Origin of the sequence: Rosistilla ulvae (assembly GCF_007741475.1) — a bacterium.
GTDB classification, from domain to species: Bacteria; Planctomycetota; Planctomycetia; order Pirellulales; family Pirellulaceae; genus Rosistilla; species Rosistilla ulvae.
Map to the genome: position 1 here is coordinate 3,487,594 of NZ_CP036261.1, position 16,826 is coordinate 3,504,419.

The following is a 16,826-nucleotide window of genomic DNA, read 5'->3' on the forward strand; positions in this document are numbered from 1 at the left end:
TGAGCCACAAGGAAGTGGTTAGCAACCGGGGGCTAAAAATCCTGGATCAGGATGTCAAGGAAAAGACCGATGAACCGATCTGATAAACGCTCCAAATCACGGCTCAAACAGCGTGCTCTCATCGCTGCAATTATCACTGGCGCCGTGATGGTGCAACCGGGCTGTGGGATCCCTCAGCTCCGTGGTGCAAAGCCGGGACAAGCGATGCCCCAAACCTACACTCGCCCCGCTTCGACGAGCAGCGAAAGTGTCAACTGGGATGTCGCAACCGCGATCCCGACCGAGCCCCCAACGGTCGACGCGACCGAAGAGTCGAAGCCCTCCGAAGGCGGCTTGATTCGGCTGGCTGGATTCCTTCGCCAAGCGACTAAAATCGAACCAGACAAGTCGGACGACAAAGATAAGACCGAGAACCAAGATGAACATGGAAAGCCTTCGGAAGATCAATCGGTAGTATCCCAAGCCGCCGACGATCCGATCAGCCTGTTCGCTCCCGCTGCGATGCCCGCGGTCGACAGTTTTGATCTCGCTAACACCGGCGAGAACTCCGGCCAATTCGACTGGCATCAGTTCTTCGACGATCCCTTCCTGGCGGGCCTGATCGATCAAGCGCTCGTCGGCAACCAGGAACTTCGGATCCTCGCCGAAGAGATTCAGATCGCCTGCAACGAGACCTATGCCCGCAGCGGTGAATACCGTCCGTTTGTCGATGTAGGTGCCGGAGTTGGATTGGAGAAATCGGGCGAGCACACGCGTGCCGGTGCAGTCGAAGATCAACTGGAAGTCGCCCCCGGACGCGGCTTCCCCGATCCCCTGCCCGACTTCCTGGTCGGTGCCAACGTCTCTTGGCAGTTGGACATCTGGAAGAAGCTGCGGAACGCACAAAGCGCCGCGGCGATGCGGTACCTGAGCACTCAAGAGGGACGTAACTATGTCGTTACCGGCTTGGTCGCTGAGATCGCCGAGAACTACTACGAACTGTTGGCGCTCGACAACCGCTTAATGACGCTCCACAAGACGATCGAGATCCAGCAGAACAGTCTCAAGACCGCCGATGCGATGAAGGAAGCTGGACGTGGTACCGAGCTAGCGGTCCAACGGTTCCAAGCGGAGGTGCGAAAGAACCAGAGCGAAAAGTTGATCATCGAGCAAGAGATCGTCGAGGTCGAAAACCGCATCAACTTCCTCGTCGGTCGCTACCCGCAGCACGTTCAACGGATGTCAGTCGAATACATCGACCTGACGCTTCAATCGATCAGCGCCGGCGTCCCGGCTCAACTGTTGCAAAATCGCCCCGACATTCGCGCAGCCGAACGCGAACTGCAAGCTGCCGGCCTGGACATCAAAGTCGCCAAAGCCCGCTTCTATCCATCGTTGAATCTCAACGCCGGCGTAGGCTATCAAGCCTTCGCTGCCGGGTATCTGTTCCGTACGCCCGAATCGTTGATCTACAGTATCGGCGGCGATCTGGTCGCGCCGTTGATCAACAAGCGAGCGATCCAGGCGGCGTATCGAACTGCAAACGCCAAGCAACTGCAGGCGGTCTACAACTACCAACAAACCGTTCTGCACGCCTACACCGAAGTCATCAACCAACTGACCAAGGTATCCAACTACGGCAAGAGTATTGAGATCAAGAAGCAGCAATTGGCGTCGTTGGAAGCTTCGGTCGACAGCGCCACCAAGTTGTTCCAAAACGCTCGAGCGGAATATGTCGAAGTCCTGTTGGCTCAACGCGAGATGATGGAAGCCAAGATGCTGATCATCGACATCAAGCAGCAACAGTTGTCGGCGACGATCTCTGCCTACCAAGCACTCGGCGGCAGCGGCGGCGCACCCGCGAATTTCAATTGACCCGATCGCCCATCTCGCAAAAATCGTTGGACCGCGAGCCCACCTAGCCGCGCGTTTAACCGCAATACCGTTCAACGAAGGAGCCTCGGACCGTGGAAAGAATTGGCGGCGGGACGTAGTGGACGAGGTTACGAGTCCCAGCGATTTGGTCTGATGCAAAAGGACTCGTAGCCTCGTCCACTACGCTTCGTTGAACGGTATTGCGTTTAACCGCATGGGCATCACCCCGCGCGTTTCTGAGTTGTCGTTTCGGTTGGATGCGCGGCCCGATGGGCACGCGGTTAAACGACTGCGCCCGATCGGGACGCTGTGAAACGACTTCCGGCAGCGAAACCTCGCCACTCGTTTAACCGCAATACCGTTCAACGAAGGAGCCTCGGACCGTCGCAAGAATTAGCGGAGGGACGTAGTGGACGGCATTGCGTTTTACCGAGTACGCGACGTGCCCCCACCAAATCATTAACCGTTGGCCATATCTTTCCGCTCCATGGTAGAAGCAACGGAATCCATCAGACCTCTATCGATTGCACGGCGTTAGATCATCCACGATTGTGAATGCGAGCAACGCAGAGGCCGAGTTCGGTTTCCAGTCGCGTCAATTGACGCGACCGAGAGGTGGGATGGGGACGAAGCGAGTTCGGTGGCATACATGCAGACCGAGCCCGATTTTGGCGTACCCACAATCGGGGCGAGCTTGTTTCACTTGCTCGGTCTGCGTCTCTAACGTCTCGGCGACGTTTTATTCGCCGGTGGCGACACCGGGGATTGCACCGGAGAGGTAACGCCAGTTTTTGATGTAGGCGATCAGGTCGCGCATCTGTTTCGGGTTGATCTGTTGTTCAAACCCTTCTGGCATCAACGATACGCTGGTCGTCCGCGCTTGGTCGATATCCTCGCGATCGATCGTTGTCAGTTTTCCTTCGGCTTGCTTCAGCGTGATCGCATCGGCTGTCTCTTCGACAAGCAATCCGTCCTGAACCTGTCCGTCGATGGTGACGACGGTGTAACGGAAGTAGTTGGCGTCGATCGCCGCACCAGGATTCAAGATCGAAACGAGCAATTGTTCGGGCGTCTTGGTGCGGCTGTCGGAGATGTCCGGACCGACGACGTGCCCCTTCCCTTGCATCACGTGGCAGGCGGCGCACTGTTGGGCGAAAATCAGTTTCCCCGCATGCGAATCCCCTTCCCCCGCGATCGCTTTGCTGTAGCGATCGATCACCGCTTGGCGATCGGCCGACAACGAAGCCATCAGCTTGCGGGCGCGGGCTGCAAGTTTCTTGTCGCTGTGGTTCCGCAACCGGTTGGTCTGCGAGAGGTCCATCGCGGCGGGAGCCAGCGTGCCAGCTTCCAATGCGTCGAGCATCTTGGCGGTCCATTCGGGGCGACGCAGCAGCGACGCGACACAGGTCCGCAATAGCGCCGGCGGCAATCGGCCTGGATCGCTAAGAATCCGCGAGGCGAATTCGGGATCGCCAACGGCGGCCAGTCCCTCGATCGCCGAACTGCGAACAGAGGTCGGCGCACTCGATTCGAAGAGCGCTACCAGCATCTCGGTCGTCTCGTCGGATCGGTCCAATCGGACGATGTTCAACGCGTCGGTTCGGGAACTCGCAGCAGCGTTCTCATCGCTGGCGATCGATTTCGCAAACGCTTGGATTCGGGCGAAACCTGGATGGACTTGGCCATCGATGGCGATACTTTTCGACCAGTTCTTTCGCGCACGACCGACACCTTCGTGCAGCCCGCGGACGATCTGCATTCCCAATCGATCGGCACCGGTCGCATCCAATACCTTGGCGATTTCAGCGGGCGGCGCGTAGTATCCAACCCGTCGGGCTAGTTCCATCGACAGGGGTTCGATCTTTCGATCCCCCATCGATTCACGCTGCTGCAACAGACTCAACAGGACTGGCGTTTGCAGGCACTGCCCGTCGACGGCGGGGACCATCAGATGGGCTCGCAACCGCGAGTCGGTGCAAGCCGATGCCAACAGTTCGGCTGGAACGGCGACCGGTTTTCCGGTCGACAGCACCAGACGTCGCCACGCGACCGCCTGCAGAACCGGATCGGATGTGGCGAGCGCCGCTTCCATCGCGGTGGCGAATTTTGGATTCTCTTGGTCCAACAACTCGATCGCCTGACGGCGGACGCGGAAATCGGAATCGTGTTGCGCTACATCGGCCAGCAGCTCTTGGAAAGCGGCGGCAACGGACGCGTCGGACTTGGACAATTTGGCTGTCGCGTCGAGCAACCACAACGCACGCACTCGGCCCGCAGGCGTTTGGGCTGATTTGGCTGTCTCGCGAAGGTCGGTGGTAAAGGCTGCCGCATCGGTCGACAAACGTTCCAGGATCAAACGTTGAGCGGTCGTGCGGTGCCATCGATTCGAGTGATCCAAGGCAGCGACTAAAGCAGCGGCATCGGCGGTTTGCCAATCCATTGACGCCGCGTTGGAATCGGCCGTCGGTTTCGATTTGGAAGTGATTCGCCAAATGCGACCGAGATCGTTCCCCCATTGCTGGTCGGGACGATTCTTCAATTCGACAGGAACAAATTGCGGATGTTCGATCACCGCGCGATACATGTCGACGACGTAGAGCGCGCCGTCGGGACCGGAGTTCAGATTGACGGGGCGGAACCAAGCGTCGTGGCTGGCCAAAAATTCGACCCCTTCACGCCCACGTTTTGCGGCGAAGGTGAGTCCATCGGGACGCATCACTTGGCGTTGTACCAAGTATCCGGTCGGTTCGCAGGTGAACGAGTTGTTCAGCATCTCACCCGGCAACGCGGTGCCGCCAAAGACGTGGACGCCACACGCGGCGGTGAATTGCCCGGCGTGCAGGTTGGACGTCGTCCAGGCCTGAGCCAACGAATAGACGCGTGATGCTTCGCCGGCGATCACTGCATCATGAACCGCGTCGCGTGGGGTCAACCACGGATCCGACGCGATGATGTCGCCATTGAGAACGACGTGGATGCAGGGATTGCGATTGGTACACAGGAAGATGTTGCCGAAATCATCTTCCGAAAAACCAAACTGGCCATTTCCAGGCATCCCGGTGAACGTTCCCCCCAACGCATCGAAGGCGAAGTCCTTGCCTTGCAACGGCAGCGGGTCGGGTTGGCCGGGGGCCGGTCCCCATCGTTTGTCCGTGCTTTTGACCGTACCACCACGCAGTCCGTTGGAGACATGGATTTGGTTGTTGAGCATTAAGGCGGGATGGTTTGCACGCAGTTGCGTGTTCTCTTGCATGAAGCCTTCGAACCACGTCTCCCGATGGTCGCAAACATCGTCGCCATCGGTGTCCGCCATGAACATCACCTTGCCCGCCAAGGTGACGATCACGCCACCACGCCAAGGTTGAATCCCGGTCGGAAAAATCAATTCGTTGGCGAAGGTGGTCGCGTGTTCGTAGAAGCCATCGCCGTCGCGATCACGCAGCAATTGGATCCGCGATTGCGGCGGTTGTCCGTCGGCGGGGCCCAACGGATAGTCTCGCATTTCGACGACCCACAACCGGCCTTGATCGTCGAATGCCGTCGCGACGGGATCGACAACTTGCGGTTCGCAAGCGACCAATTCGATTTGAACATCGGGGTGGATCTGGAACTGGGCGGCAGATTCTTGAGGTGTCATCGGTTCGTTACCGCGGACACTCTCCTGTTGGGCGGTGCAGGTTCCAGATAACAAAAGCGCAACAGCGAGCGGCGAAAACTTAAGCAGGTGGGACATAGGGTGGGCTTGGCGGATTCGAGGTGGGAGACGAATGCAACAATCGTCCACATTCTAGCAGCTCCAACCCGCAGCGCGCTAAGGCTTGTCGTTCGGAACACGAATTTCCGTAATCGTCTTCCCTTCCCGATCGATGTATCGGAACTGCTTCTTGGACATCGAAACGATGCGATCTTTTGTAACCGATGCGACTTTGACCAACTTGGGGTCGGACGATTTGGTGATCGTTGTCGTCAGCACTCCCTTATCGATCGACCACTTCGCTTGCAGAACCAAATTGACCTCTTTGTCGCCCACCTTGGTGATCGATCGCGACGCGGCCAAGCCGTTCTTGGCATAGACGGTCCAGCCGATCGATTTGCGTTTGGTTTCCTTGTCCTCGAACTCCACCTGCCACTTGCCGATCAACAGGGCCGCCAGTTCTTCATCGGTTGCCTTTTTTGCGGTCTGTGCACCGACGATTGCCGAACTCGACAGGACAAGAACCGCGGCGATCAATGTAGGGACGATTGTTTTCATCGGAGCAAACTCACTGCCATTGGAATCGCGGGGAGAACCCGACGCGAAACAAGGTCGCGTTCCGGTCCGCCGCCAGAATTGTTTACACCGAGTATACCCCGTGGAATACCGATGGCCAGCCAATGTGGGAATCGGACCGTCGTTGCCGTGGGGGAGGCCGCCATGCCGCAGGGACTATTTCCCGGCAGCCATCAACGCCGACGCTGCATCGCGAATTTCATCGACGCGGGCCGGATCGATCTCGTCGAGTAACGGGATCTGAGGTCCGGTTTGGGCGATCCCGGCCGATGCGACAGCTTGGTGAAGGACGCGGATCGGATTGATCTCGTTTCGCAAATCCTCCAACGGCAGGAACGTTTGGCGAATCGATTCGGCTTTGTCCAGGTCATCCGCATACAGTGCCTGCAACATCTGCTGCGAAAGGCCGGGGGCGACACAGACGCAGCCGGAAGTGAAGCCGGTGATTCCGAACTGCTTCAAGTGGACGATCGCCGGTTGTTCCCCGATCCCACTGACGATCAGCTTGCGATCGACGCAATCGACAAGCTCGGTCAGGAACGGATCGACCGAGGGATCGTCGCGAACGATCGCGTATTTAATGAACGAGACCAATCCGTCGTCGACCAATTTGGCCGCCCCTTGGGGCGAGATGTAGCCTTCGCGTTTGATATAGAGGACCGCGGGGCGACCGATCGCTTCGACAAAATGGCGGAACCCGCGCAACAATCCCTGTTCGGTCATCACCCCTTCGGCGGGCAAGACCATCACGGTCGGGAATTTGGTATCGCGGATGATGTCGGCTTGATCCATCATCATTCCATACGCCGGTCCGACCGACGGAACGACCAGCGTGTTATCGGCGGCGATCTCCGACAACGTGTTCAAAAGGTCGGCAAATTCGCTGACCCGAACGTGATACAAATTGGCGTTCCCACCGTACAGCAACGAACTGACACCTCCCGCTTCGATGTGGCGAACGACTTTTTGGTTTTCGGTTTTGCAGATCCGATAGTCCGCGTCGCGGCACAACGGTGGAACAGCGATGATCGAATCGCGAAGGTTTTCGTAGGTTACGGGAGTTGTTTGCATAGCGGTTCTGTCCGTCGTCGTTGGGTATAGATTGGGGGAATGAAAAATATGAACGCGATCTCGCTTTGATGCAACGGCCCTGGGAGGCCCCCAAAGAATCGCCGCGCGCCGCAAAAGGGAATATTAACGCAGAGCCGCAGAGAAGGCGTTAGCCATTTATAAGCGAACAAGCAATGCAGCCGGCCGACGTTCCCACGACAAAACCTCTGCGAACTCAGCGCCTCTGCGTTTCAATCAAATCGGTCGCCCACTCGCCAACGTTCAGGTCGCCGGAGCGTCTCGGCGGCCGTTGTAGATCTCGCCTCCTGCGGCGACAAAGTCACGAAACATCTGGCAGGCCTTGTCAGCCATCACCTCTTCGATCACTTCGATCCCGCGGCGACGCAGTTCGTGTTGCCAGTGGGGATGGATCGGCCCTTCGTCGAACCCGGTGATCGATTCGATCTGTTCGCCCGAGGCGGCGATCGCGACCGATCGAATCCCCGACCAGGGGATCGCCCCAAAACACATCGCACAGGGACGCCCGTTGACGACCAATTGATGCTCGGGCAGGTCGGCCCCGCCGAGGTCATAGGTCCCCAGCGTTTGTTGAGCCAGACTGATCGCGATCATCTCCGCGTGGGCGATCGAGGCATGACAGGGGACGACGCGGTTCAAACCGATCGCAACCAATCGCCCCGATTCCTTTTCGAAGACCCCCGCGGCAAACGGGCCGCCGGTCGCATGGCGAAAGTTTCGCCGGGCATAACCGATCACCAATTCCATCCGCGACGAGAGATCGGGAAAGTGGGACGGTTCGGCAGCAATCTGTTGGACCGCCCAGTCGGGCATCGAAAAATTGAGTGACATCATTCCATGAAACCGGTGGTGGGCGTCGCGAAGATTGCGCGGCAGAGAGGCCCCGCTGGGGGATCGCGCATTAGAGTTTAGACGAATTCGTTCGCACCCCTTAGCGTCAGGTTGGCTTGCATGGAGAACCGGACGCTAACGTGTGCCGCGTGATACCGCAAAACGCGTCAGCGATTTCCGCTGACGCGATCGTCGTTGGGATCAGCGACGGATCAGGGAGCCGCCACGGTGCTCGGTTGGTTTGCCGCAGCGGGAGTTAGCAATTCGTTCAAATTGAATCGCACGTAAGGTCGCTCGGCGGCGGGATGTTTGTGATCGGCGTTGGCAACGTAGAAGATGCCATCGGCCGGAACAAACAAGACGTTGTGCAGATTCGACGACATAGCGACCGGACGACTCATCAGCCACATCGACTTTTCGGCATCGAACTGGCCGTGGTTCTGTTGGACGCGGGAGCGAAGCGTATCCAAACGACCGCCGGCCGACAGCAGCAACGAATCGGCGATCCCTTCACCCAGCAACGGATGCCCTTCACCGGGACGAATGAACTCGATCGATTCGGGAGTCGCGGCGACGCCAACCGCTTCGTTTGTCTTGCCATCGGCGAAGACATAATAGTACTCGCAAGTCCGCGGGCTATCGGTCCACAGTTTTTCGACCTGCTGCAGCGTGGAACACTCTTCCAACGCTCGACGCATCAGCGTCGCCATCGGTGCTCCATCCCATTGACCTTCCCCTTTGCCACCCATTTCGCCCAGCGAAATCGATTGATTGTTCATCCCGCTGACGCTGCCGGTGAACGCCGCATAACCAACGTTCGCAAATGGAATCTTGCCGTCGACCGAGACGACAAAAGTTGTCGCACAATCCTGCAGACCGATCGTTGTCATGTAATCAAGGACGCGGCCGTGATAAAGTTTCCCGTCGGTGGTCGCCGAATCAAAAAGGGCAAACCCCGAACAATGGAACAGTTCCGGGAAGACGTTCAACGCCTCAAGAACTTCGGGATCTTGTCCCAAGCTTTGCGCCAACGCACGCGTTTCGGTCAGATGGTCCGCGGGGATGTGTGGTTTCAGCCGAACGTAAGCTTTTTCCAAATCGTCGCGGAACCAGCGTCCGGTCAAGACGGTTTGGACGGTTCCAAACGCGTAGAGAACCGAATCGATGCAACGCTGCGATTCGTCTCGCAACAATTGTCCGTGGGCGCGTCCGATCTGTTCGGGAGTGCCCGACAAAACGACCAAGCGTTGTCCGTCGACGTACCGCAGTTGGCCATGGTCGACGTTTTGTGGATGTTCTGCGGGCGATGTCAATTCGCGCGACGGCAACAGCACCTCCATTGCCCGTCGCCCACCGCGGGCCAAGTGCAGTTCCAATTGCTTGCGATCGATCGTTTCGGCACGCATCTCGGGCCACGCGTCGACCGACAACATCTCCGCCGGTTCTTCGACGCGAATCATCGCTTGATTCTCTCCCGCGGTGATTCGCAGCGCCGTGAGGTCGTTATCGATCGGGTCGATGCGGACATCGTCTCCGATCGTCCACGAATTGTCGGTCTGCTTGATTTCGATGAAGTTCGAAAGCAGCGAGAGGGTTGATTTCGCGTCGCTGTTGGAAACCACGGCCAGATAGGGAGCGATTTTGCAGCCCGAACCAACCAGTCGCGACACGATCGCTTTCGGCACCAGATGATCGTCCGCGTCGACCTCTCCACGCCCGATATAAACGACTCCATGCTTTGGCAACGCCAACGCCGTCGCATCGGGGCGGCGGCGGATGGAAACGGCATACTCGGGATGATGGGCCGTTAGATCAAACGATTGATCGTTGTAGCGGGTCAACTGCAATTGGATCGACTGCGTTTTACCATCGATCGGAATCTGCCCTTCGACCGAAACGGAAAACTGCGTCTCGCGTCCGGAAAGGATTGCGAACAACGGATCCAACCGCTGGGTCAAACTGTCCGGACTGGCGGCGATCGACGTTGCCGGGACCATGGTCAGGGAGAGACAGAAGAGCAGCCCGGCCGCCGCGAACGGCCATCGAACAGATTGAAGTATCGTCATTGCAAACGTCCATTGAACTGAAGATTAGGTTGGTTCGGAATGCCGAAGCCTACCGGTCGCTACCGCGCCAGTCAAGCTTTTCCAGGGTCAGTACATGTTGAGCATCGGTGTTTCCCCAAAAGAGGATCGGTGGCAAACGGACAAAACGCGACCGTCGACTCTTTGATTAAGAGCCGACGGCTCGCGTTAGGCTGCTGTGGCGGCGGTCTACGTGGTAGCGCAGCGACTGGGGGCGGCGAAGCGTCGGCAACGTTCCGCCCCAATCGTTTGGGTTCGTTGTCAGTAGGAAAACTGCAATCCAAACGTTCCGCCATGGACGTAGACGTTGTCCGATTCAAACAGCGGTCCGGGGCGGACGGGGCCCGCATCGGCGACGGCCGCATCCAACAAGCTGCTGTTGGCGGCGCGATCGACCTGGCTGCCAGGCCGGACCGCTTCGGTGAGATACAGGAATTGGTAGCCCGCGGTCGCTCGCAAGTGCTTGGTCACTTGATAACCCAACTCGATCCGCGCCTCGGGGAGGACGGCAAATCGTTGCTGCGAAACCTGGCCATCGTTCCCCTGACCTGTCAACAATCCGCCCCGTTCAGTCACCGCCGCGCCAACCGTGGGGGTGATCGTCCGTTGACCGTCGTTTTCGACCACTTGATGGTTCACGCCCAAAGCGACCTTCGCTTGGGAACGCAGCAACCAGCGCCCACGCTCCTTTTGAATGCTGACGCCCAAGTCGTAACCGTAGAAATCGTTTTCCGTTTTGAAGTGATCGTGACTGGCAAACGTCGTGCCGACGTCGAGCGTCCCGTAGGGGCTGGCGTGCGTTGCGACAGCGGTTCGCAGGTCGTCGATCTGCAACGATTCGGCGAGCCGAAAGTACCGGAACCCGGAGAGCCAATCGACGCGGCGACCGGTTTTGGCGTTGCTGAACCGCAGCGAGACAGCGCGCATCCCCAAGCTGCCGGTGTACAGTTCGCTTTCCATCTCGATCGTCAGTCGCCCTCCGACGACGCCGTCAAACGCGATCAGGTCGGCCGCTTCGGCATCGACGGCCGGATTGACGTCATAGAATGGACGGGCCAAGGTCGTAGCGCCGGCCGAGACGAAAGTGTGCGTCTCGTCTTCCTTCGGCAGGAAACTGAAATCGGCTTCCACCGCAATCCCTTCGGCCCGACGCAACCAGCGGCCGACGTTCAACCGGCCGCCCAATCGGGAATCCGTATCGAATCGATCGCCACCGAATATCGGGACGGTGGTCGGCAGGCCCAATATTCCGGCGTCGGCCTGCGCCGTACCAAGGGGGCTGGTCGTCACCAGGATCGGCAGACGATCCCCTTGCAAACGCCAGGACAGAACCTCCGCGTGCGCCCAGCAACGTGGATTGCAGGGAGCGGCGATGGGAGGACAATTCGTGGCGGACGGAGCTTTGGTAATTTGGATGGATGGAAGCCGAGGCAGCAGACGCGACCGGGGTGGTGGACACGAATCGGCCGTGTTGCATGTTCCAGATTGCGTCGAACTGCCGACTGGCGTGGTCGTCTCCGACGGCGGGCAAGTACCATTCACTTCGCAGGAATTCCCTTGCGCCGAGGAGCTGGGCGAAAGGTATTGATTGCGGGTGGGAGCCAGCAACGCTTGGATCTGCGCTTCGGTCAGGACCTGAGTTTCCAGCACCTTCGCTTCCAATTCGCTCAGGCGTGGAATGGTCGCGGGGTCGAAAGAGGCGGGGGGAGGCAGAGTTTTGTCGGTCGCTGGCGCGGGGGCGTCCGGCGGCGTAGACAGGGACTCGCCAGAATTTGCCGCAACCGCGTCCCCCAGATACCGCGGTGGCAGGGCAGCTTCGGAGATCGAAGGCGAAGAGAAGGTATCGGAGTGCGACATCCAATACTTTCCAGCTTCCCAATCGGCGTCCGCTGGCAGCGACAGTGCAAAGCAAGTGGAAAAGACCAGCGTCGTGTAGATCAACCGACGAAAAGAAACAGCGTTTACCATGGTTTGGGCTCCGGTATGGGAGTTTGGGAGTGTTTGTGCTTCGACGTGAAGTCGCTTGGGATCGACACCCCTGCGGGCATTGGTTCCCTAGGTGTGTTTATCTGCTAGCAAATGCAGCCGCCCCCAGAAAAACTTGGCACGGCGGTGCTGGCGAAGCGTGGAAGACTAGAACGCTTCGCCCGATTGCAGCGAGAAACTGCGAGGCGATCGATTTTGCATGCTTTGCGATTGGCGAGGGGCATGGTGTGGGGCTGACGTTCGTTCGGCCTTGGCAATCGCTTGCAATTTACAGGATCGAAATCTAGGCTGGATGCCAAACCCTCCTTCGAATCCCTCCCCCGCGGACGCTTTTCCAGCCGCCAGGAAATCAAGTTCTATGAGAATTCGCACCCTGCGTTATTCGGTATCGCTTGCGATCATCATCTCGGTCGGTGCAGGCGCCTACGCTGCCGACAGCCAATCGAAGGTCGAACCAACCGCGGACGAAGCGGCCGCCGCGGAAACGCTTGCCGGACATTCGTACCACGGCGAATTTCTGAACGAAGGGCCTCGGCAGGCCGCCTATTTGTTGGGGGGGACCGGTGCCGTCGACTTCCCCGTGACGACATCCAACCCCGAAGCGCAAGCCTTCTTCGACCAGGGGCTCGGTCAGTTCTATGGGTTCTGGTATCTGGAGGCGGAGCGGTCGTTTCGTCAAGCGGCGAAGCTGGATCCCGATTGCGCGATGGCTTATTGGGGAGCGGCATTGGCGACGCACAAGGTCCAAAAACGAGCCAGAGGCTTCATCGCCGAAGCGGTCAAACGGAAGGGGGATGTCAGCAAGCGGGAGCGGATGTATATCGAAGCGTACGACGCCTATCTGAACTTCGATGAACGTTTGAAAGAGAAGGAACAGAAGAAGGAGAAGGACTCCGAAGAGGAAGCTGGCAAATCGGACAAGAAGCCGGACGACAAGGACGCGGACAAGAAGTCCGACGACAAGGATTCCGAAAAGAAGCCCGTCGATAAGGATGCGGAAAAGAAGTTGGAAAAGGAGCGCAAGGAGAAACGTGCCAAGGAATACACCGAAGCCTTGGAAGCGATCGCGTTGGCGTATCCGGACGACGTCGAAGCCAAAGCGTTGCTCGCGCTGCAGCTTTACGACAACAAAGGGGAACTAGCCAATCCGAGTGTGCTTGCTGTCGATGGTTTGATGGACAAGGTTTTTGCGGTCCAGCCGATGCATTCGGCCCATCACTTCCGGATCCATCTGTGGGATTACAAGAAGCGTGAAATGGCTTTGGAATCGGCGGCATTGTGCGGCCCCGCGGCACCATCGATCGCGCACATGTGGCACATGCCTGGCCATATCTATTCGGGCTTGAAGCGGTATCGCGATGCCGTCTGGCAACAGGAAGCGTCGGCGCGTGTCGACCATGCCCAGATGATTCGCGACGGCCTGTTGCCCGATCAAATCCATAACTTCGCCCACAATAACGAATGGTTGATCCGGAACCTCAACCACATCGGTCGTGCCGATGACGCTGTCGATCTGGCAATCAACATGATCCAACTGCCGCGGCACCCGAAATACAACACGCTGAAGAAAAAGGGGAGCACGACGTACGGCCGATTGCGTCTGGTCGAGACGTTGACGCAGTACGAACGTTGGCAACAAGCGTTCGAACTCTGCCAAGGGCCGTTGCTGGAACCGACCGACGACGACAAGGAACAGCTTGTCCGATTGCGGTTGTTGGGGGCGGCCAGCTTTATGACCGACCGACCGGCCGCTGGCGAAGAGGTTTTGGCCGATCTGAACGCCCGTCTGGAGAAGCAACGGAACGAACAAAAAGAGGCGGGGGAAAAGGCCGCTGCCGAAGCAACCGAAAAAGCGATCGATGCCGCGGCGGTGAAGAAGGCGGGCCAGGCGGCTCGCCAAGCGGCGGAAGCCGAACTGACCAAGGGGGCGAAGGATGCTCCCGCCGAAACTTCGCCGGCAGCCAGCGACGACAAGCCGACGACCGACGAAGTGGTTGCCGCTGACGAAAAGGGTGCGGAGGACAAACCGGCCGACGACGATCCGGACGTGGCGAAACAAATTTCCGAGCGTGTGGCGGCGGCTGAAGCGGAGGTTCGCAAGCAGCAGATCGACAAGGAAAGCAAGACGATCGACAAAGCGCGAACCGCGGCGCGGAAACCATTTGCGACTCCGATCAACGATCTTGTCAAAGCGATCGCCGAGGTCGAAGGCTTTCGCGAATATGCCGCCCAGGACTATCCCGCCGCGTTGGCGTTGCTGAAGAAGGGAGGCAAAGATGTCAGCCCCTATCTGTTGGCGGTCTGTCAGCTGCGAAGCGGAGATCCCAAAACGGCCATTGCGACGGCTAAAAAGGAAGCGGACAAGAACAAAAACGAGGTGCTGCCGCTGGCGTGGCTTGCGGACATCTATGCCGAAGCGGGGGACTGGATGCTGGCGAAGGAGACGTTCGAAAGCTTGCGAGCGTTGTCGTCGGATCTCGATCTCGATGCCGCCCCCTTCGCGCGGCTGGCGCCGATCGCCGCCGAATTGGAATTGGAGCCGGATTGGCGGCTGGCGGCCGAGCCGAAAGATGATCTTGGCGAGCGTCCCGACCTCGATTCGCTGGGGCCATTCCGATGGCATCCCTCACCGGCGCCGTCGTGGAGTTTGACCGATTCGGAAGGGAAAACCCGTTCGTTGGCCGACTACAACGGCCGGCCTGTCGTGGCGATCTTCTATTTGGGATGGGGATGTTTGCATTGTGCCGAGCAATTGCAAGCGTTTGCACCGCAGGCCGAAGCGTTTGCCAAAGCGGGGATCGAGATCGTGGCGATCAGCAGCGACGGGAAATCGGACCTGCAGAAATCGATCGATCTTTACGATGGCAAACCGCTCCCCTTTCCGTTGATCTCCGATCCCAACTTGGAAACGTTCAAGGCCTATCGCGTCTTTGACGACTTCGAGGACCAACCGCTTCACGGCACCTTCTTGATCGACAGCCAGGGGCTTATCCGTTGGCAAGACACCGGATTTGAGCCGTTTATGGATCCGCAGTTCGTGCTGGACGAAGCGGCGCGGCTGCTGCAGCCCTGAGAAAACGGGGGCGTCGCCCGCTTCGTTGCGAAGCCAGCGGGTGAAAAAAAGTTCAGAAAGCTTGAAACCGAGGGAATCTTCAACTCCGCCACGGGCTCCGTCTATAAAGACCGTAGCCTAAATCGAGATTCTCGGGTACGCTTTGGGTTGTTTGCGATCCAATCTCCACCACTGCGTCTGAACCACGACGACCCATCTATGCAACTGCCGATCATTTCCGCAACGAACAACGCAGAACCGCAGGCCGCCACGGAGCCAACCGGCGACGCGCGAGGCAGCTATGCGGTCATCAGTCTTGGGTGCCCGAAGAACACGGTCGACACCGAACAGATGTTGGGCCAGTTGCATGAATTCGGTTACCGATTAGTCGACGATCCCGATGGGGCCGACTTTGTGGTCGTCAACACCTGCGGCTTCATCGATTCGGCGCGTCAGGAATCGATGGGGGCGATCGATGAGATGTTGGATCTGAAGCAGCAGGGGAAGCTGCGAGGCGTAATCGTGACGGGCTGTCTGGCGGAACGGCAACGAGACCAATTGATGGCCGCCCGCCCCGAGATCGATGGCATGCTGGGTGTCTTTGGCCGCGACGATATCGTCGACGTGGCCAATCGATTTGTCGATGGGATCGCCGAACAACGGACGATCTTCCGCCCCGCGCCGATCCAAGCTTTGCCCGACAATCGACGATTGGGGATCACCCCGCAACACTTCTCCTATCTGAAGATTTCCGAAGGTTGCGATCGACTGTGTACGTTCTGTGCGATCCCCAAGATGCGAGGCAAGCACGCCAGCAAGCCGATCGAACAAGTGGTTGCTGAAGCGCGACGGATGGCCGAGAGCGGCGTTCGCGAATTGAACGTCGTCGCGCAAGACACGACCTATTACGGATTGGATCTCTACGGCGAGACGCGTTTAACCGAACTGTTGCAACAGCTCGACGCGATCGACGGACTCGATTGGATCCGGCTGATGTATTTCTATCCGATGTACATCGACGACGCTTTGTTGGACACGATCGCTTCGGCGAAACGGATCGTCCCCTACATCGACATGCCATTGCAACACGCCAGCGATCCGATGTTGCGGCGGATGTCGCGCCGTGTGAATCGAGGCGATACCGAAACGCTGCTGAAAAAGATGCGATCGCGGATCGACAATCTGGTGATGCGGACCACGTTCATCACTGGATTCCCTGGCGAAACCGAACAGGATGTCGACCAGCTTTATGAGTTCATCGAGACGCATCAGTTCGAGCGGTTGGGGATCTTCACCTATTCGTTGGAACCCGATACGCCGGCCGCCAAATTGCCGAACCATGTTCCCGCCGACGTCGCCGAAGCGCGGCGAGCGCGTTTGATGCAATTGCAGCAGGAAATGGCTTTTGATTGGAACCAGCAGCGTGTGGGAACGCAGGCCGACGTCTTGATCGACCGTCCGATGCCCGATCAACCGGGGGTATGGATCGGTCGGACGACCGCCGACGCCCCCGACATCGACGGTTTGGTCTTTGTGTCGGAACAGGATTCGCCATTGGATCAAGGTGTGATCGTGCGATCGGAGATCGTTGCGTCACAGGGTTACGACCTGGTGGCGGTGCCGACCGAATCGCCCCGCTAAATCGATAGTGATTGGATCA

The 16,826-nt window shown here is 58.5% G+C and carries 9 protein-coding genes; 3 read left to right on the forward strand and 6 right to left on the reverse strand.

The features are described from left to right. The first annotated feature begins 69 nt into the window (after positions 1–69). Positions 70–1,854, forward strand: coding sequence for a TolC family protein (locus EC9_RS12370; RefSeq protein WP_246106096.1), 1,785 nt, complete (start codon positions 70–72; stop codon positions 1,852–1,854). Positions 1,855–2,593: 739 nt separating this feature from the next. Here the strand turns inward: EC9_RS12370 and EC9_RS12375 are convergent. The 6 genes from EC9_RS12375 to EC9_RS12400 form a co-directional block, all read right to left on the reverse strand. Beyond that, positions 2,594–5,491, reverse strand: coding sequence for a PVC-type heme-binding CxxCH protein (locus EC9_RS12375; protein ID WP_218934766.1), 2,898 nt, complete (start codon positions 5,489–5,491; stop codon positions 2,594–2,596). 174 nt (positions 5,492–5,665) lie between these two features. Then, positions 5,666–6,106: a hypothetical protein gene (locus EC9_RS12380; protein ID WP_145345597.1), complete on the reverse strand. Its 441-nt coding sequence runs from the start codon at positions 6,104–6,106 to the stop codon at positions 5,666–5,668. A 174-nt stretch (positions 6,107–6,280) separates the two neighbouring features. Further along, positions 6,281–7,195 (reverse strand): dihydrodipicolinate synthase family protein, encoded by a 915-nt coding sequence (locus EC9_RS12385; RefSeq protein WP_145345599.1) that lies wholly within the window; start codon positions 7,193–7,195, stop codon positions 6,281–6,283. A 261-nt stretch (positions 7,196–7,456) separates the two neighbouring features. Continuing rightward, the gene (locus tag EC9_RS12390) at positions 7,457–8,047 is read right to left on the reverse strand and encodes a nucleoside deaminase (protein WP_218934767.1); all 591 of its coding nucleotides are present in this window, start codon (positions 8,045–8,047) and stop codon (positions 7,457–7,459) included. Positions 8,048–8,256: 209 nt separating this feature from the next. Continuing rightward, complete coding sequence (locus EC9_RS12395; protein WP_218934768.1) at positions 8,257–10,041, reverse strand: C45 family autoproteolytic acyltransferase/hydolase; 1,785 nt, start codon at positions 10,039–10,041, stop codon at positions 8,257–8,259. Between the two features lie 348 nt (positions 10,042–10,389). Further along, complete coding sequence (locus EC9_RS12400) at positions 10,390–12,096, reverse strand: BBP7 family outer membrane beta-barrel protein (RefSeq protein WP_145345603.1); 1,707 nt, start codon at positions 12,094–12,096, stop codon at positions 10,390–10,392. 376 nt (positions 12,097–12,472) lie between these two features. Between EC9_RS12400 and EC9_RS12405 the strand changes: the two genes are divergently transcribed. Further along, on the forward strand, positions 12,473–15,187 hold the full coding sequence (locus tag EC9_RS12405) for a peroxiredoxin family protein (protein WP_145345605.1): 2,715 nt from the start codon (positions 12,473–12,475) through the stop codon (positions 15,185–15,187). A 198-nt stretch (positions 15,188–15,385) separates the two neighbouring features. Beyond that, the gene (gene rimO / locus EC9_RS12410; protein ID WP_145345607.1) at positions 15,386–16,807 is read left to right on the forward strand and encodes a 30S ribosomal protein S12 methylthiotransferase RimO; all 1,422 of its coding nucleotides are present in this window, start codon (positions 15,386–15,388) and stop codon (positions 16,805–16,807) included. The last annotated feature ends 19 nt before the right edge of the window (positions 16,808–16,826 follow it).